We start from the raw sequence: 17,922 nt of genomic DNA, 5'->3' as shown, positions 1-17,922 counted from the left end.
AAACGCTCCTGTTTCGAGGGGCGTTTTTCTTTTTAAAAAAAGATTGACTGACCGGTCATTTCAGGAATATAATAGGAAAGTATTAATAATATAAGTTATGCATTCGCCCACTGACCAGTGGGTCATTTTTGTGATGCATTCATTTAATAAAAGATAGGAGACGCTATATGAACAATGAATTAACCCCCTCTATCAACCGTAATATGGTCCTCTTGGGCCTCGTTATTGGTATGTTTTTTAGTGCCATGGAACAAACTGTGGTCGGTACTGCTATGCCGACCATCATTGGTGAATTGAACGGTTTTTCCATATTCGCCTGGGTCACTACCGCTTACCTTATTACGTCCACCACTATTATTCCGATTGTAGGTAAGCTTTCCGACCTTTATGGACGCCGGTTGCTTTATTTGATCGGTACGGTCATTTTCGTCATTGGATCCGCCCTTTGTGCGACCGCCAGCTCCATGGAAGAATTAATTATTTACCGTGGTCTTCAAGGTCTTGGCGGCGGTATGATCATGCCGCTTTCCCAAACTATCATTGGTGATATTTTCACTGCCGAGCAGCGTGCAAAGTGGCAGGGTGTCTTCGGTGCCATTTTTGGTTTAAGCTCTGTCATTGGCCCATTTATTGGTGGATTCTTGGTGGATACCATCAGTTGGCACTGGATTTTCCTGATTAACGTGCCATTTGGCTTGTTATCCGCTATTTTAATCTTTATTGGAATGAAACACGAAATGGTTCGGCCAAAAAACGAAGTCAATATCGACTACTGGGGCATTATCACTCTGATCCCGGCTATCGTTCTGTTGTTGCTCGGCCTCACTTTTGGTGGAGATAAATTTGAATGGGGATCGCTCGAAAGTGCTTTAATCTTTGGTTCATCGATCCTGCTGATGATCGTTTTTGGGTTCGCGGAGAGAAAAGCAAAAGAACCTGTACTTGATCTGACTTTGTTCAAAAACCGTGTGTTTGCTGCAACGAATGCATTAGGCTTTTTGCTGGGGCTTGGAATGTTTGGTGCGATTATGTTCGTTCCAATGTTCATGCAGGGCATTTTGGGTGTGACACCTACGCAGGCTGGATCCACCATGACGCCAATGATGATCTCCCTTATCCTTGCAAGTATCGTTGGGGGAAGACTTTTGTTGAAACTCCCATACCGGACTGTATTGACAGCAGGTATGCTGATTACAGCATTCGGATTTTACTTGATGAGCACAATGAGCGTGGAATCTAAAGAAATTACAGCTTATGCTTATATGGTTATCATGGGATTCGGCATGGGTCTTGTTATGCCTACCCTTATGATTGCCATACAGAATGAATTTCCGAAAACGAAACTCGGTGCTGTTACATCGGCATCCACCTTCTTCCGTTCCATTGGCGGTACAATCGGCATTACTGTCTTGAATGTCGTTATGAACCACTCTCTGGAAACCAACATGAAAGATGTAGTAGAACAACAGAGTAATCCGATGCTTCAAGGCATTTTCCAAAAACTCGCAGATAAAACAGATGCCTTGTTCAGCCTTCTAATTCATCCAGATATGCTTAAACTTCCCGGTTCAATTAAAGGTACGGTGATCCATTCCATTCAAACGGCTTGGAGCAGTTCGTTTACGACCGTCTTTATGACCGGCCTTATATTCATCGGGGCAGGTATTATTGTAGCCCTTTCTGTAGGCAGCGGCCGTATTAAAAATGAACCTACCCAACAGGAAACAACGGTTCCTTTGGCGGATCAAGCTGCAGGAGAACTCTAAAACCAAAAGACATGAAGCTATTTTCGCTTCATGTCTTTTTTATTCGGAAAAAAATCCTTCCAGAAACGGGCCCCATTTTTCGAATTCTGTTAAAAATCCATCATGGCCAAAAATGGTATTCACTTCATGAAAGAGGGCCTTTTGGCTTTCTTCGTTCACGCTTTCTGTAAAAGTTTTCATCATCGCCGGCGGATATAACAGATCCTCTGTAAATCCGAGACAGAGCATTTTTGCCCTGTATCCTTTGCTTGCTTGATGGATGCCTCCTCTTCCTCTGCCGATGTCATGGCTGTCCATCGCTTTCAGTAAGGTCAGGTAGCTGTTGGCATCAAACCGCTGGGACAGCTTTTGGGCCTGATAATGCAGGTAAGTCTCAACGGAAAACGAAGCTTCATCTGATATGGAATACCATTCTTCCGTTTGTTCCCGTTGAAACCGCTGATTAAATAACGTTCCCGAACGGTAGGTCAGCATTCCAATCATTCTGGCAATGCCAAGCCCTTTGGCAGGTGACACTTCTGATGAATAGTTCCCATTATTCCATTCCGGATCACTCACAATCGCCGTTCGCCCAATGGCATTGAAACCAATGGCATAATCGCTTAAGGCAGGTGTGACCGCAATGGGAATCAAACGGTCCATAAAATCAGGGTAGAGCAAGCCCCATTCCATAACCTGCATCCCGCCAAGCGATCCACCGATGACTGTGTCAAGGGAATGAATGTGAAGAACTTCAAGCAATCGTTTTTGAGCATTAACCATGTCTCGGATGGTAATGAGCGGAAAATCCCCGCCATATCTCTCCCCAGTCAAAGGGTTGATGGAAAGCGGTCCTGTCGTCCCTTCACAGCCGCCAAGAACGTTGGTCGTAATCACCTGGTATTTTTCTGAATCGATATATTGGCCTGGCCCAATGAGTCCTTCCCACCACCCGGGTCCAATTTCTGTCGTCATCGTATATTGATTTCCTGTAAGTGCATGGCACACCAAAATAGCCGGAGCATCAGCCGCTCCTATGCGCTGATAGGCAATATGAACATCAGTTAATGTTTTGCCGGATTCCAGAGCGAGATTCCCTATTTCTGCCACTTCATTTTCAATTGCTGCCTGTACATTTGCCATCAGATATCCCTCCGATTTTATCAAACAAAAAACACCTCTCTTTTTAGATTCAGAGAGGTGCAATCATCCATTTTGGGGTTGTACCGTCTCTTATCTGTCAAAGTGTTTTGCCTTTGCAGGATTTGGCACCAGTACAGAATAATCTCTGCAGGTTGCCGGGTATCATCGGGCCAGTCCCTCCACCACTCTTGATAAGAGTTAACTATTCGTTTTTATGAACAACTTTAATACGTTCAAAAATACAGCAGTCTTACGAATTTGTCAATTAAATTCCGAAAGTTTTTTATTGTTTGTCTTTGTGTTTGCCTTCCTCCTCCAGCGGGTAAAACTTATGTATACTATATTCCAGAAGAGGTGAGGGTATGCCTTCTTACCATAGAATCCTGGTTGGTGTTGACGGTTCCCGTTCATCGGAAGTGGCATTTTACAGAGCGATTGAAGTGGCAAAAGAATATCATGCCAAGTTGTATATCGTACACATAACTGAAGACCGCCTTCCGGCTGCTCCACTTGATGCCGGAGCCATTAATATTGAAATGGACAGAGAACGGATTGCAGCCAGAACACTTTTGGACGACTATGAAAAATTGGCCAGAAACCATGGACTAACACATGTAACCACTTTATCAAACTCAGGATCGCCCAAAATGGAAATTCTCTCATTTGCCTCCATGCATGAATCAGATTTGATTGTTTGTGGTGCAACAGGATTAAATGCGATGGAACGCATTGTTATCGGAAGTGTCTCACAGTATATTACGCGCCATGCCAATTGTGATGTACTGATCGCAAGAAACAGCCAAAAAATTACATCCTCAGGATTAAGCATCAAAAGTACGAGCCAACGATAAAAACCCCCGTCCGCGAATGACGGGGGCATGGATTATTTGCTGAATGTATGGTTTCCGATAACCGTACAAGCAGGTTTCGTATCGAGCCATCTGCTAACGGCTGTCTTTTTATTGTAAAAGAACAGAGCACCGTTCGTGTTATCATAACCAGATAAGGCCTTGTCTACAGCCTTTTCCGACTCGGGAGAAGGTTTCTTTAAATTGTTCTCCATAACCGGCTGAAATTGTCCTTTGTCGTAGATGACGTCATGAATGGAATCAGGAAAGCCGTCATCTTCAACGCGGTTCAAGACAACAGAGGCCACCGCTACCTTTCCTTCAAAGCTTTCTCCCATTGCTTCTGCTTCAACAAGAGAAGCGAGCAATTTTTTATCTTCCGGCGTTGCTTTTATTTGTTCTGACGCAGCGTTTGTTTTTTCAGCGCTTATTCCCTTTACTGGCTGCACCTTTAAATTTTGTCCCGGATAAATCAAATTGCCGGTAAGTCCATTCTCTTTTTTGATCTCCTGAAACGGCACATTATAGGATTGCCCCAGCTTCCAAAGAGTATCCCCTTCTTTAACGGTATGTGCACTGGCTCCTGTACCTCCAGTTATAGATAGCACAATGGCTGTGATTCCTGTGATGATACTCACCTTTTTAAACATGAATCGTACCTCCTTGAGTCATAAAATTTCGTCTGCGGTGAAAATGATGATTCTAGACAAAAAGCGGACGTTTTTACCTAACGCAGTCCCTAGGAGGTAGGTTTCGGGTAATCATGTTATTTTGTGACCATTGACTCACAGATTGTCTTTTTACATGAACATATTGTCCCCCTCATAAACTAAAATAAAAAGCGATCAGAGAGGATGAAGAGCGTGACCCTTCTAGAACGTATTCAAACGCTTTTTGGTTCCATGCATAATCCCTCTTCCAGACAGCTTTTAACGGCCATTAAACAATTGGATGCCCGCCTCGAGGATGTGACCCCTTTCTTAAAAGAACCCGGCAATAAACCTTACGGAAGACAGATGTTTTATCAGAATGATCACATTGAAATTCTTGTTATGCAATGGTCAACTTATCTCGACTGTGCTCCTCATGATCATGGCCAGTCCTATGGTTGGGTTCAGATTATTGCTGGCAGCTCAGATCATTGGATTTATGAGATTTCTCCTGCCAGCCTTCCATTGGAGAGATTAAATCGGAAAGAAAAAAGCGGTTCCTATTTGAATGTGGGCAAAGGAATGATTCATAAAATGGGATCCCGAGGAGAAGAGCCTTTGATTACATTGCACGTTTATACACCACCGATCAGCGGGATGAAGGTCTATGATTTAAATAAATGCGCGGTCTGTATCGTATCCGAGGATTGCGGTGCCTGGTGGCCAGAGGAACAAAAGCAGCAGCTTAAAACGGTTCGTCTAAAAGGGCCATGGGAAAATGAACCTTAAATCATTTCATATATCATGATTTCAGGTCATTTAAGACCTTCTGCACAAAGCAGTCCACTTTTCCCTACCGTTTTATTCCTTTTTTACCCTTACCTCCTCACGTCCACCCTTAAGGGTTGAAACTCTCTCTCATCGTGTTAAGATAAGAACTTATATGATGAAATTTACTACACGGCTATAAGGAGAGGTTGCATGTTAGAAACAAAGAAAGTGCTTTTTATTGGAGCAGGTTCAATGGCAGAAGCAATTGCTGCCGGAATGGTCACACAGGATAAGCTGCCTGCCAGCAACATTACAATGACAAACAAACAAAATGATGAACGAAGAATTGAACTCATGAAAAAATACAAGGTCGGGGCATTGCCCTACCATGAAGCTAAAATTGATGAAGCCGACGTCATTCTTTTGGCCATGAAGCCAAAAGATGCAGAAAGTGCATTGTTGGAGCTTGCTCCTCATGTGAATTCAAACCAAATCATCATGTCGGTATTAGCAGGTATATCGACTTCTTATATGGAAGAATTGCTTCCAGAAGGACAGCCGGTGATCCGGGTGATGCCGAACACGTCAAGTACGATCGGAGAATCAATCACAGCTATAACAGGCGGAAATTCAGTATCTATGGAGCATATTGAACTGGCCAAAGCGTTGTTTTCTGCGATCGGAAGAGTAAAAGTAATTGATGAAGAGCAAATGGACGTTTTCACAGGAATTGCGGGAAGCGGACCAGCCTATATTTATTACATTCTTGAGCATATTGAAAAAACAGCGGTGGCCGAGGGACTGGATGAAGACATGGCAAGAGAGATTGCTGCGCAAACTATATTTGGCGCCAGCAAAATGGTGCTTGATACAAATGCTGATCCGGAAACCTTAAGAAAAAGAGTAACTTCCCCTAACGGAACAACCGCCGCCGGACTTGATGCCCTTCGTGAAAATCATGCAGGACAGGCATTTTCAGAAGCCATTCTAAGTGCCAAGAAAAGGTCAGCTGAAATCCGGAAGGAATTTGAGAAAGTTTCTGTTTAAAACTGCAACACGATTATCCCAATTCATTTTGGGGTGATCGTTTTTTGTTTGTAGTAATTAAAGGTATAGCCTTCCCTGCTCTTCTTCATACTGTTAGAGAGAAACGGAAGGAGCTGTCACAACATGCCTCGTTTTAAGATCATTGATATGATTCTCTTGGCAACCATAGCCACTGTTTTTATATGGTCAGCGATTCAACCCCGGGATTACTTTACATGGGCTCTAGAGGTCACACCCGCTGTGGCATTGTTACTTGTTCTTCTCTTCACGTATCATCGTTTTTCACTGACCACTCTCTCTTATACAGGCCTTACTGTTTTGATTCTCATGATGTTTATTGGAGGGCATTATACCTATGATGATGTTCCTTTGTTTGAAAGCATCCAAAAAGCCGGCCACTTCCAGCGGAATGATTACGACCGATTTGGCCATTTTTTGAAAGGGTTTGCGATTCTGCCCATTCGGGAAGTGCTCTTCCGTTCAACGGGTATAAAGAACAAATTTTGGACAAGCGCCATCAGCATGAGTTTTGTCATGTCCATCGCTGCCCTGTATGAAATTGTTGAATGGCTGACAGCAAAAATCGCCGGTACACCGGCAAAGGATTTTTTGGGCACACAGGGGGATCTATGGGACTCCCAATGGGACATGAGCCTGGCCTTTCTGGGCGGCATTGTGTGTTTAATCCTGTTCACCCGTTTTCATGACAGAAAAATGTCTGAGTCAGGATTGAAACCGAAGCAGGACGCGGTCAACTGATGAACCGTATCCTTGTCCAAATAAATTTAAATGCACGATAAGGTAAAAGAGCTGATACAATTCTTTCCGATCCTCATAATCTTGTCCGAGCGGACGATAGTATGTATACGCCTCATAAAAGGAAGGAGAATATCCTCCAAAACGTTCGGTAAACGCCAGATCCATCTCACTGTGCCCGTAAAGAATGGCCGGGTCAATTAACACCGGTTCTCCCTTTGAATCACTCATCCAGTTTCCTCCCCACAAATCCCCATGAAGCAATGAGACTTCCGGCTGCTAAGAATCCATTGTGTCAAATGATCCATCAGTTTCAGGAGGTTCTCATACCTCCTGCCATGGATGGTTTTAAGCTTCGTCCCTAATTGCACCTGGCGCTTGCTTTAAATAGGGAGAAATACGTTGAATCAACTTGTCTTGAAACATAAACAACACCACCTGCTTCATATAGTTTGAAGATCATGCATTTAAAACGAATGGAGCAGAAGGTGAAGATAGATGCAAACGTTCATTGGATTAAAAGAAGGCATCCACGCCAGGAGAAATATGCTGCTTTCCATGCAGCAGGAGGATGGTTCTTTTCGATTTTGTTTTGAAAACCCGGTAACCACGGATGCTTATTTATTGGTGTTGCTTGTTCTTTTTAACTGGAAGGATCATCATCTGAAAGACGTACTTGCCCGGCGGATTCTCTCCAAACAATCTTCCGATGGCACATGGAGAGTTTACCCTGATGAAAAGAAAGGCAATCTTTCTGTCACCATCGAGGCGTATTGTGCGCTTTGCTATTATGGGCAGGACATTCATGACGAAAACATGCAGCGGGCGAGAAGCTTTATTTTGTCAGAAGGAGGCTTAAAAAAAGCAACTTTACTGACCAAAGCCTTTTTGTCAATGAATGGAATACTTCCCTGGCCCCGTCTCCCTTTTGATCCCGGCCTGTTAATCGATTTGCCGGCCATATCACCGCTTCAGTTTTTTGACTTAAGCAGTTTCGCCCGCATCCATTTTGTACCCATGATTGCTGGCATGAGAAACCAATTTTCAATATCTCACCCTTCTAAAGAATACCTTGCCGATTTAGCTCCCTCCCGCGACAACAAAAGCTGCTGGGAGGAGTTTGAAAATCAATCCTTTATCCGCTTTTTTAGCGATCATGCCATTCCTTCCGACTCGATCGATGCAAAGCTGGAAAAGTATATGTTAAACCGAATCGAGAAGGACGGAACCCTGCTCAGCTATGCTATTTCGACTGTTTTTATGGTATATGGACTTCTCTCTTTGGGATACTCCATGGATTCTCCCGTTATCCAGAATGGGATTTACGGCATCATTTCTCTACTATGCTACAATGGGCAGCATTACATCGTCCAAAACTCGCCCTCCGCTATTTGGGATACTTCCCTAAGCTTATACGCTTTGCTGGAATCAGGAATGTCACCTGTAGACCCGTGTATCCAACAAGGGATCCATTTTTTACTGAAACATCAGCATACCGAAAAAGGCGATTGGCAGTACCACTGTCCAGAAGCTGCTCCGGGAGGATGGGGATTTTCAGAAAGCAATACAATTCACCCTGATCCGGATGATACCCAGGCAGCATTGCGGCCGCTTTCTGTTCTTGCCCATTATTCTGGCCAGATTCTTCATTCCTGGCAAAAGGGAATCAACTGGCTTTTAGCCATGCAAAATGATGACGGGGGCTGGGCATCCTTCGAAAAAAATACAAATAAAGCATGGCTTGGGGAGCTTCCCATAGACCATGCATATGACGCCTTAATTGATGCTTCGTTTGCAGACATGACAGGCAGGATCCTCGAATTTCTTGGAACATACAGTCCTCTCACCCTAAATGACACATCCATCCAGAAAGCGGTCAACTGGTTACATCATAATCAGGAAGCTGATGGATCATGGCTCGGCCGCTGGGGAGTTTGCTATCTGTATGGAACATGGGCCGCTGTTACCGGTTTGGCTGCGGCAGGCCATTCCCTTCAGGATAATGATCATTTAAAAAAAGCTGAGAAGTGGATCCGTAACGTTCAGCATGATAACGGAAGCTGGGGGGAATCGTGTGCAAGTGATATTTATCAAACCTATACGCCACTTCCCTATGGAACCCTTGTCCAAACCTCCTGGGCACTAGACAGTCTGACCTGTCTGCATTCCGCGCCTACCCTCGAAATTGAAAAAGCGGTCCGATATCTGCTTCATGCACACGATCTGCCTGGAACTCAGCCTTATCCGACAGGCAACGGCCTCCCAGGCTACAATTATGTGATCTACCACAGCTACAGCCATATCTATCCACTTCTGGCTTTAAGCCATGTGCATACGAAATACGTCAGTCAAGGTGCGGGCTGAGCCGCCCGTACCCTGTGTCGTATACAGCCTGCGCGATCACCCTGTGCCCGACGTTGTTCGGATGGATGCTGTCCCAGGACAAAAGTTCTTTTTCACGTCCAACGAATAAAGAATAAATATCCGCCACTTTTACATTCGGCAAGGTTTGAAAGCTCTCGATATGGCGGTTGAAAAGCCTGACCCATTTGTATGCGGTGTCCCAGCGGTGGTAAGGATTATAAATATTCGTCAACCGGATAATATAGCTGCTTCTTCCTTTTTCTTTAAGCTGAATAATCTGTTTCAATATATGGCTCATATTTTTTTGGCACTCTTTTAACGTCATGTGGAGTTCTGCCTCTTGTTTGTTTAACAAGTATTTTTTTCCGGCTTTGATCAAGTCATTTCCTCCGGCGGTTATCGTAATAATTTCCGACCGTTGCAAAGCCTTTCTCACCTTCGGTTCCTCAATGGATGCCAAAACATCCTGGGTCGTATACCCGTTTTTGGAGTAGTTATGAAGGTCGTACGTCTTAAGCAACGCATGCTCGGTCAACAGATGATACCTTTGAGCAAAGCTTCCCCATTCATCAGAAGAACCGATTCCTACGGAAATGGAGTCCCCCAAGGCAGTATAATGAGAATGCACTTTCCAAGATAAGCCCATCATGCTCGCACCTTTCGCACTCAATTATTTATAAAATATGAAGAAAGAGGGAAAGAGGTACGAAAATTCCGAATAAATTTCTTGCCAATTATTTTGATGGGATGATATATTTTAATTACTTTACGGGATGTGGCGCAGCTTGGTAGCGCGCATGCATGGGGTGCATGAGGCCGCAGGTTCAAATCCTGTCATCCCGACCAGTGCACTAAACTTACATAAGATCACGGGATTTGAAGCAATGATTTTCTTCCTTCCCGATCCCGTTTTGCTCATAAAGACCATTTCTGAAAACATTCATTTGGTGGTCTTTTTTATTATGGTTTTCAACCAACACCTGATTGAAACGCTTACATTCAGAGCTCCTGTCTTCAATTCTTGACTACATATTCTGCTTGTGGTTAAACTGAATTCAGGTAGGGGAAAATGGTATTAAACACATATAGAATCTGCACTATCTCATATATGGACTGCAAAAGAGCGCAGATTTTGAATCCTTTTTTTCGACCGGGGTACATAATCAAAAAACAGCAGCGGGGGCTGCTGTTTTTATGTCTTAGGGGGTATACTTTATAGGTGAATGTTTTTAAATTGTAAAGCATTTGTAAATGTTTTATTTCAAATTGTAAAAGCTGTTTATCTTTACAATCATTAAAGTTATAATTACGAATGGTTTGGGTTAACAAATTATTTAGGGTAAATTTACTTTTTCTTAACAAACGGAGGTTTTAGTCAATGATTTTTGGATCAAAAAAGGATTTGTTTCTGGACTTACTATCAAGCATCGCAGATAACGTTCGTGACTCCGCTCAGTACTTTGTGGATTTTAAAATCGGTTCCGAAGCAGATTTGAAAGAATTTGCGAGAAAAATGAAAGAATACGAAAACAAGGGCGATGACTTTATTCATGAGCTCATTATCGGTTTAAATAAAACCTTTATTACTCCCTTAGAACGTGAAGACATTTTGGAACTTGCGAATAAAATGGATGATATCCTGGACGGCATGGAACAATGTGCTTCCCGCTTCGAAATGTACAATATTGTTAAACCCGACCAATACATGGTGAAGTTCGCAGGACACATTCTTGAAGCAACTTATGAAGTTGCCGAATCTGCCAAGTTGCTTCACAAGAAAAAACTAATGGAAATCCGTCCTCATGCGATTAAATTGAATGACCTTGAATCTGTAGTGGATGACCTTCTTCGTGTAAGTATCAAAAACTTGTTCAGCATGGAAAAGGACCCTATCAAAATTATTCAGTATAAAGAACTTTATGAGCTTCTTGAAGCGATCTCTGACAGCACAGAAGACGTGGCCGATACTCTCGAAACTATCATCATGCGAAATGCCTAAGGAGTGATTGGCTATGGATATATTATTTGTTCTGATTATTTTAGTCGTGATTTTTGCTCTGGCGTTTGATTTTATTAACGGATTTCATGATACCGCCAATGCAATTGCGACCTCTGTGTCTACAAAAGCTCTTCCTCCAAAGGTAGCGATTGTGATGGCGGCAACAATGAACTTTGTCGGTGCCCTTACCTTTACAGGAGTTGCAAAAAGTGTAAGTAAAGACATCGTTGATCCATTCCAGTTCAGCGATGAAAAAATCGGGCTGATGATTGTGCTGTCTGCCCTGATTTCCGGAATTGCATGGAACTTGATTACCTGGTACTACGGGATTCCTTCCAGTTCCTCGCATGCCATTATCGGTTCCATTGCCGGTGCAGCAATTTCTGCTGCAGGATTCGGTGTTTTAAACTACGATGGCTTCGTGAAAATCATTCAGGCTTTAGTCATATCGCCGTTTGTGGCTTTGGCTGTCGGCTTTATAATCATGAGCATCTTTGCAGCTATTTTCAAAAATTTCAACAAGACGAAAACCAACAAAGGGTTCCGTACGTTTCAGATCTTCACAGCGGCGCTTCAATCCTTCTCACATGGAACGAATGACGCGCAAAAAGCAATGGGGATCATTACTCTTGCTTTGATTGCCGGTGGATATCATACAACAGAAGGCATTCCTATGTGGGTAAGGGTGGCTGCGGCGCTTTCCATGGGTATCGGTACATCTGTCGGCGGGTGGAAGATCATTAAAACCGTTGGCGGAAAAATCATGAAGCTTCAGCCGGTAAACGGTGCAGCAGCTGATTTATCATCTGCTATTATCATCTTTACATTTACAGCCTTAAAGCTGCCGGTCAGTACAACTCATGTTATTTCCTCAGCAATTATGGGGGTTGGTTCAGCGAAACGAGTGAAAGGTGTAAAATGGGGCGTTGCGAGACGCATTGTCATGACATGGATTATTACCCTCCCTATTTCCGCCGTTATTGCTGCCATCGTCTATCAAATATTGAATCTATTTCTTTAAATGAACCAAGCCTCAGGGAATCCCTTGAGGCTTTTTCTTTGTTCATTCTGATTATACCCGAGACCCTTGTCTATACGATTTCCTGTAAACAAGCATATACATAGGAAGAAAACCAATTTGAGGTGAAAAATTTGTCCAGATGCAGAAAAAACAACGAATCTCTGCGCTTTTTTCCTTATGGCGGATATGACCCATTCCACAAAGAATCTGTTTCCCACCATCCTGAACTGATTGAACCTTCCCCGCCGCGGCCCCCGTTTCCAGCTCCTGCTCAGGGATTTGGCCCTGAAGCAGCAATGGGCGCCTTTCTGCCCCCTCCAGGTCCGGGTGCCTATATGAACCCTCAAATGCTGCCGCCACGTCCACCCTATCCATACAACCCCTACTTTATGCCTCAGGGAGGAAACGGCAAACAGCCAAACACGAAAGCCTCGCAATCTAACCTGCCTTCCCTGCCAAATGGATTTCCTTTTGGAAATGGAAGTTTTCCCGGAGGCCAGCAGTTTCCATTCAATCAGCAGCAGCCTTTCCAAAATCCCGGCGGCCAATTCAGCTGGGGAAAGACATTTAACGGCATTAACTCGGCCATGGGTATGATGCAGCAATTGGGTTCGATTATTTCCCTCTTCAAATAACACAAAAAGAGACTCAAGCTTTTGAGTCTTTTTTTATGTAAACAGCTGTTTTGCCAAAACAGCTCCCTCCAGATGATGAAGATCAATCCAGTACGCACGGTCGATAAACAGCGGTTTTTCGTGAGGAATGCCATCAAACAACGGTGGCAGCGCTGTCCCGCTAAACCAGTCTTCCTTTTTGGAAGCATTGCTGTAAAAGATATTCCAGCATGACAGGAGCTCGGGACTGTAAAATCGGGATGCTTTTCTTTTTAGCGAAAAAAACCGGATTCGTTCCTTTTTATAGTGGGGCAAATAAACGGCTGCATCCGAACTGAAAACATGTCCCCAATAGTCTGCTCTTGATCCTGTATGCATTTGCCGGTCCGCAAATTGCAAAGCCCCTGAGAATATTCTTTCATGAAAGAGCAGGCTGTACAGGCGCTTTCCAACTTTTATCCGTTTGGAAAGATCACGAAACGCTGTTACAGAGATTCCGGCCAACTTAGGCTTCTCACCTGCCACCGGAAAAAAGATCTTGGTCAGCTGAAACAGATTTTGCAGCTGAAAAGGGAGACTTTGAAAGACTTCTTTATGGATATCATTTTGAATTACTTCCTTTTCAATCACGTTTTGTTCATTGATAATTAAAGCCATCGTAAGAATCCGGCTGTCTTTCTTCCAGAAAAATTGCTCCCATACTCCCTTCATGAATGAAGAAATATCAAATCCTTTAAGCAGATGAAATAAACTCCTTCCCATTCTTTTGCTTTCTTCATACAGCAGCAATTGAGGATAAACGTCCTGAAAGATTAAACTATTGGCTGTTTCCAGCGTCCAGTAAATCTTTTCCCGTTGTTCATCAGTAAGCAGCCTCTTCAAAAATTCTCCCTGAAGGTCGGTCATATGATAGCCTGCGTTACGTGAGACCATATGTGCCAGAAAAGCCCAATGCAGTTCCTGATGCCGTTTGAAATATCGGTAATAGGCCTCTGTTCGGGTAATATTATTTTGGTTTTTTTCACTCGTTTGTTGCAGAATGTCCTCAATGATCCTCTTTTCATCGCCAATATATACAGGAATTTTCCCATCGAAATCAAGCACTTTAAGCCGGAAAGACAGCCAGTTTTTATCATCTGGGGACATTTTCCAAAAACATTCTTCTGCAGCCGGTTTAAGACGTTTAAAAAAGCGGGCTGTGAGAGCGGAAGGGATAAGAAAGGCTTTGGAAAGCGTCCGGTTCAGGCGGTGGTTTTTCATAAGGCATCTCCTTCAACACCGTTCTGATAAAAGGTATGAAAGGAGAAGCGAAAATAAACCATCATCCATGCAAGATTGCTGGATGATGGTTTATCAATCATGATTTGGATGCAACGCCGCCTGACAGAATGAATTTCATGGCGTCTTCGGCCTTAATATCAAGAACCGTAACCTCTTTTTTGGGTACCAGAAAGGTAAATCCGGCGATTTGAAAGGTTTGCGGAATATACACAGCAACATGCTCCGAAAGCTCATCTCCCAGATCCTTCAGGTCTTCAGCTGTAACAAACCCAATGCTCTTTAAACCGGTAGCAGGTATCTCCACCAGGACTACCGTTGAAAACGACTTCTTTTCACCAAGCAACGACTGAAAGGTATCTTTAATGACGGTATAAAGCGTTTTAACCAGCGGAATCCGTTCCAGAGCGGAATCGAGAAGAAAAATAATCTGGCCGCTGATGACCTGGGACGAAAGCCAGCCGAGAAGTGTTAAAAGAATAATTGTTGCCAGAATGCCGATGCCTGGTATATAGCCGCCTTTCATATAGCTTCTAAGTGTATCTCCAAGGATCCCGTCCAGAAAATCGAACACTTTGACAAGAACATAAAACACAAGAATGATCGGAAGTGCCGTAAGGATTCCGTTCATAAAATATTTGGCAACGGTTTTCACTATCCTTCTCTCCTATTGATGCACACGGTGCTGCTTGATTCTGTCTTTCAGCTTTTCCTGCAGTCGGCGTGTTACAGGGCCTATTGGATAGGTTGCCTGCACATCTCCCTCAACGGAGATGACAGGTGCAATCTCCATGGTTGTACTTGAGATAAATACTTCATCTGCTGCTTGAAGTTCTTCGGTTGTGAACGGCTCCTCGTTTACCGCGATTCCCTCTTCCCCGGCAATTTCGAGAATATGCTGCCGTGTAATTCCATTTAAAATAAGGTTTGTTGCCGGATGTGTGCGCACTTCATTATGTTTAACGATATAAAGGTTGGAAGAAGAACCCTCAGTGCATAAACCTTCCCGGTGCTGAAGAGCTTCACCGCAAGAATGATCGGCCGCGATTCGTTTAGCCATGGTATTTCCGAGAAGATTCAGGCTTTTAATATCACAGCGGAGCCAGCGAATGTCCGGTGTCAGGTACGTTTTTATGCCCTTCTCTTGAGCCTCTGCCGGAGGATCCATTTTTCGGGCAAACCCGGTAATCAGGCAGGCTGATTCTCTTTCGAACAAATGAGCTCTTGGTGAAGCGCCTCTCGTCATTTGTATGTAAACAATACCATTATGGATGTTGTTCGCCTTAATCAATTCGGCGGTCTTCTCCTTTATTTGCTCTATAGAATAGGGCAGTTTCATATCGAGCTTTTGGGCACTTTCTTCAAAACGACGAAAATGTTCATTCAGCGAAAAGGGTTCACCGCCATAAATATAGACAACTTCATAGATGCCATCCCCGAAATTATAGCCTCTGTCTTCCATATCAATAGAGACATGATCCCGTTCAATAATCTGGTTTCCAAATAAAACAAATGGATTCTCCATTTCATATCACCTCGTAATCGATTATATGACAGGAATACCGTGTTTAGCTACCTTCAATGTCGTTTTGCGACAGTTAAAAAAAGATTACCCTTGTATTTGGGCAATCTTTCTTGATGAATTCTATTCCTTTTCAGCGGAAACTACTTTTTGGTTCTTCAGTGTTACGATGTATTTGTCTTTCCCTACTTTTACTTTGAATTCATCATCGTACTGGTTCTTCAAATCTTCATCCAACTCAAACTTCTTCTGAAAATGATCGTTGATTGCTTTTAAGTTTGCCTTGCGATTATTCTCTCTTTGAATGGAAGACGATAAAACGATTACAAAAACAACGGTACTGATGACAAAAATAATCTTTGCTCTTCTGCTCACGGCCTGCTCCCTTCCTCCAAATGATTCCAAAGATAAGTATATCTTATCTTTGCCATGAAAAAAAGCAGACGTTTGGTCTGCTTTTTTCGCCTTATTTCCACCAGTCATCCTGCGGAGCGGCAGGCAGGCGCCGTTTATGTTCTGTAATGGCATACCGGTGTTCGATTTTTTCTATGGCTTCAGCCGATACTTCTTTTCCTTCGAGGTAATCATCGAGCTCGTTATACGTGATGCCAAGGGCTGTTTCATCGGGCACCCCAGGTTTGTCATCTTCAAGGTCAGCCGTAGGAACTTTCATGTAGATTCTTTCTTCTGCTCCCAATTCTTTCAGCAATGCTTTCCCCTGTCTTTTGTTCAGGCCGGTCAAAGGCACAAGATCACATGCTCCGTCTCCATATTTGGTGAAAAATCCTGTGATCGCTTCAGCCGCATGGTCTGTCCCAATGACAAGGCATTGATTGGCTGCTCCGATATCATATTGAACTTTCATTCTTTCTCTGGCTTTAATATTGCCCTTTAGAAAATCCGTAATCTTTCCGCCGGTCGCTTCATGAAAGGCGTCTGCCGAAGCATCCACCGCATTTTTAATATTCACGGTAACCGTGCGATCCGGTTGGATGAAGTTCAATGCTCGCTGTGCATCTTCTTCATCCTTCTGCACGCCGTAAGGAAGACGGACGGCGATAAACTGGTAGCTGTCATCTCCTGTTTCCTTCTTTAATTCATTGACCGCCATCTGAGCCAGCTTGCCTGCAAGTGAGGAATCCTGGCCACCGCTGATTCCGAGGACAAAGCCTTTCAACTTATTCTTCTTGACATATTCCTTCATAAATCCAACTCTGTTTCGGATTTCCTCCTGTGGATTTATTTCAGGTTTCACTCCTAAGTCATTAATAATCTTCTGCTGCATTTCAGTCATGATTTCATCCACCTTTATCGAAGTAATACAGTTATATTACCCTTTAATAGAAAGCGAAAAACTATGTTAGTTTTTATCACATGATATTATAGCATTCATGATACCCTGTTGTATCGATTTTTGTTACAGGTGGTATTCCTTTTTCAGTCCAGAAAGCTCGGAAAGAGAGCGTGTGGACCAGTCATCCCCTTTTTGTTCCAATTCCTTTTGCATCTCTTCCAAAGACATTTTCAATGATTCATAATAATCCGGAACCTGCTCTTCGTAAGGTTTAACCGTATGCTCGGGAGACCATGTTTTTTCTTGAAAAGCCAGTGCTTTTCGCTGATGGAAAAACGGAACATCTGCCTGGTTTGGGTTGTGCAGGTCCCCCTGTTTTGGATGTTTCAAAACCGCCAGAATGCTCACGAGCACTTTTCCATTTTTCACCTGTTCTGCCTCACCTATATATTTCCCTGTTTTGTATAACGCGGTAACTTTCATTCCCGGTTCAATTGTATTCATGGTTTTGATCTCCTTTCGATTTCTTTCATCACTTCAAAGGCCAAATCTTCATTCCCAAATAACGAAAGCACTCCGAGTACGGATTCGTCCGCTATTTCTTCGGACTCTTGTTTTGAAACGGTTTGTTCGAGCATATGGTTGAGTCTTTCGTTTTCCTGCTGAGACGGATAGGCACGGAAGTACAGTGCTTTCGGATCGATATCGTGATTGATACACCATTGGGCAAATACAAGAATCATCATGCCTTCATCTTGTTTATAATTTTGAATAATTTGCTGTTCCAAATCTTTTGGATCCATTTGTTTCACTCCTTCATCCCTCTCCACTATATTAGCATCCCTTTTAAAAAAAGAAAAAAGCCAGTGA

At 43.3% G+C, this 17,922-nt stretch carries 20 protein-coding genes, 1 tRNA gene and 1 riboswitch; of the genes, 10 read left to right on the top strand and 11 right to left on the bottom strand.

All coding sequences use genetic code 11. The features are described from left to right. Nucleotides 1–167 precede the first annotated feature (167 nt). Complete coding sequence (locus tag AS030_RS07275) at nt 168–1,766, top strand: MDR family MFS transporter (protein ID WP_061969966.1); 1,599 nt, start codon at nt 168–170, stop codon at nt 1,764–1,766. 39 nt (nt 1,767–1,805) lie between these two features. Here the strand turns inward: AS030_RS07275 and metX are convergent, their stop codons facing one another. Next, on the bottom strand, nt 1,806–2,888 hold the full coding sequence (metX, locus tag AS030_RS07270) for a homoserine O-acetyltransferase MetX (protein ID WP_061969964.1): 1,083 nt from the start codon (nt 2,886–2,888) through the stop codon (nt 1,806–1,808). An 87-nt stretch (nt 2,889–2,975) separates the two neighbouring features. Next, a riboswitch (SAM riboswitch) is annotated at nt 2,976–3,086 on the bottom strand. A 164-nt stretch (nt 3,087–3,250) separates the two neighbouring features. On the opposite strand from metX, the gene AS030_RS07265 reads away from it, so the two are divergent. Further along, nucleotides 3,251–3,739 (top strand): universal stress protein, encoded by a 489-nt coding sequence (locus tag AS030_RS07265; protein ID WP_061969961.1) that lies wholly within the window; start codon nt 3,251–3,253, stop codon nt 3,737–3,739. A 32-nt stretch (nt 3,740–3,771) separates the two neighbouring features. On the opposite strand, the gene AS030_RS07260 is transcribed toward AS030_RS07265, so the two are convergent. After that, nucleotides 3,772–4,386 carry a cell wall hydrolase gene (locus AS030_RS07260; protein ID WP_061969958.1) on the bottom strand — a complete coding sequence of 205 codons (615 nt, stop codon included), beginning with the start codon at nt 4,384–4,386 and terminating at the stop codon, nt 3,772–3,774. Nucleotides 4,387–4,599: 213 nt separating this feature from the next. Here AS030_RS07260 and AS030_RS07255 point away from each other — a divergent pair, with 213 nt between their 5' ends. From AS030_RS07255 to AS030_RS07245, 3 genes are all read left to right on the top strand, one after another. Further along, nucleotides 4,600–5,175 (top strand): cysteine dioxygenase, encoded by a 576-nt coding sequence (locus AS030_RS07255; protein WP_074440482.1) that lies wholly within the window; start codon nt 4,600–4,602, stop codon nt 5,173–5,175. A 192-nt stretch (nt 5,176–5,367) separates the two neighbouring features. Further along, on the top strand, nt 5,368–6,204 hold the full coding sequence (gene proC / locus AS030_RS07250; protein ID WP_061969954.1) for a pyrroline-5-carboxylate reductase: 837 nt from the start codon (nt 5,368–5,370) through the stop codon (nt 6,202–6,204). Nucleotides 6,205–6,327: 123 nt separating this feature from the next. After that, on the top strand, nt 6,328–6,963 hold the full coding sequence (locus AS030_RS07245) for a DUF2238 domain-containing protein (RefSeq protein ID WP_061969952.1): 636 nt from the start codon (nt 6,328–6,330) through the stop codon (nt 6,961–6,963). Here the strand turns inward: AS030_RS07245 and AS030_RS07240 are convergent. After that, nucleotides 6,928–7,191, bottom strand: coding sequence for a fructosamine kinase family protein (locus AS030_RS07240; protein WP_061969950.1), 264 nt, complete (start codon nt 7,189–7,191; stop codon nt 6,928–6,930). The genes AS030_RS07245 and AS030_RS07240 overlap by 36 nt on opposite strands. Nucleotides 7,192–7,458: 267 nt before the next feature. On the opposite strand from AS030_RS07240, the gene AS030_RS07235 reads away from it, so the two are divergent. After that, nucleotides 7,459–9,324 (top strand): prenyltransferase/squalene oxidase repeat-containing protein, encoded by a 1,866-nt coding sequence (locus AS030_RS07235; protein WP_061969948.1) that lies wholly within the window; start codon nt 7,459–7,461, stop codon nt 9,322–9,324. Here AS030_RS07235 and AS030_RS07230 read toward each other — a convergent pair. Further along, entirely contained in the window at nt 9,305–9,973 is a 669-nt protein-coding gene (locus tag AS030_RS07230) for a GDSL-type esterase/lipase family protein (RefSeq protein ID WP_082635722.1), read from the bottom strand. The genes AS030_RS07235 and AS030_RS07230 overlap by 20 nt on opposite strands. Nucleotides 9,974–10,093: 120 nt before the next feature. Here AS030_RS07230 and AS030_RS07225 point away from each other — a divergent pair. The 4 genes from AS030_RS07225 to AS030_RS07210 all read left to right on the top strand — a co-directional run bounded on the left by AS030_RS07225 (nt 10,094) and on the right by AS030_RS07210 (nt 12,979). After that, nucleotides 10,094–10,170 (top strand) — tRNA-Pro (locus tag AS030_RS07225). 532 nt (nt 10,171–10,702) lie between these two features. Next, nucleotides 10,703–11,323, top strand: a complete 621-nt coding sequence (locus AS030_RS07220; RefSeq protein ID WP_061969944.1) for a DUF47 domain-containing protein — start codon at nt 10,703–10,705, stop codon at nt 11,321–11,323. Nucleotides 11,324–11,336: 13 nt separating this feature from the next. Next, the gene (locus AS030_RS07215; RefSeq protein WP_061969941.1) at nt 11,337–12,344 is read left to right on the top strand and encodes an inorganic phosphate transporter; all 1,008 of its coding nucleotides are present in this window, start codon (nt 11,337–11,339) and stop codon (nt 12,342–12,344) included. Nucleotides 12,345–12,475: 131 nt separating this feature from the next. Beyond that, the gene (locus tag AS030_RS07210) at nt 12,476–12,979 is read left to right on the top strand and encodes a hypothetical protein (protein ID WP_061969939.1); all 504 of its coding nucleotides are present in this window, start codon (nt 12,476–12,478) and stop codon (nt 12,977–12,979) included. A gap of 33 nt (nt 12,980–13,012) precedes the next feature. Here AS030_RS07210 and AS030_RS07205 read toward each other — a convergent pair whose 3' ends face one another. The 7 genes from AS030_RS07205 to AS030_RS07175 form a co-directional block, all read right to left on the bottom strand. After that, a complete protein-coding gene (locus AS030_RS07205; protein WP_061969937.1) occupies nt 13,013–14,218 on the bottom strand; it encodes a DUF2515 family protein in 1,206 nt (401 codons plus the stop codon). A 97-nt stretch (nt 14,219–14,315) separates the two neighbouring features. Further along, a complete protein-coding gene (locus AS030_RS07200) occupies nt 14,316–14,891 on the bottom strand; it encodes a DUF502 domain-containing protein (RefSeq protein WP_061969934.1) in 576 nt (191 codons plus the stop codon). A gap of 12 nt (nt 14,892–14,903) precedes the next feature. Beyond that, complete coding sequence (gene dat, locus AS030_RS07195) at nt 14,904–15,761, bottom strand: D-amino-acid transaminase (protein ID WP_061969932.1); 858 nt, start codon at nt 15,759–15,761, stop codon at nt 14,904–14,906. 120 nt (nt 15,762–15,881) lie between these two features. Beyond that, on the bottom strand, nt 15,882–16,133 hold the full coding sequence (locus AS030_RS07190) for a hypothetical protein (protein ID WP_129475724.1): 252 nt from the start codon (nt 16,131–16,133) through the stop codon (nt 15,882–15,884). A 91-nt stretch (nt 16,134–16,224) separates the two neighbouring features. Beyond that, the gene (nadE, locus tag AS030_RS07185) at nt 16,225–17,043 is read right to left on the bottom strand and encodes an ammonia-dependent NAD(+) synthetase (RefSeq protein WP_061971621.1); all 819 of its coding nucleotides are present in this window, start codon (nt 17,041–17,043) and stop codon (nt 16,225–16,227) included. Nucleotides 17,044–17,175: 132 nt separating this feature from the next. After that, nucleotides 17,176–17,556, bottom strand: coding sequence for a kinase-associated lipoprotein KapB (gene kapB, locus AS030_RS07180; protein ID WP_061969926.1), 381 nt, complete (start codon nt 17,554–17,556; stop codon nt 17,176–17,178). Next, the gene (locus tag AS030_RS07175) at nt 17,553–17,855 is read right to left on the bottom strand and encodes a hypothetical protein (RefSeq protein WP_061969924.1); all 303 of its coding nucleotides are present in this window, start codon (nt 17,853–17,855) and stop codon (nt 17,553–17,555) included. The genes kapB and AS030_RS07175 overlap by 4 nt, the downstream gene beginning before the upstream one ends. Nucleotides 17,856–17,922: the final 67 nt, after the last annotated feature.

Origin of the sequence: Fictibacillus enclensis (genome assembly GCF_001457035.1) — a bacterium.
Classification (GTDB): Bacteria; Bacillota; Bacilli; order Bacillales; family Fictibacillaceae; genus Fictibacillus_C; species Fictibacillus_C enclensis.
Note: the sequence above shows the minus strand (reverse complement) of the source record. Positions and strands in the feature narration are given on the sequence as shown.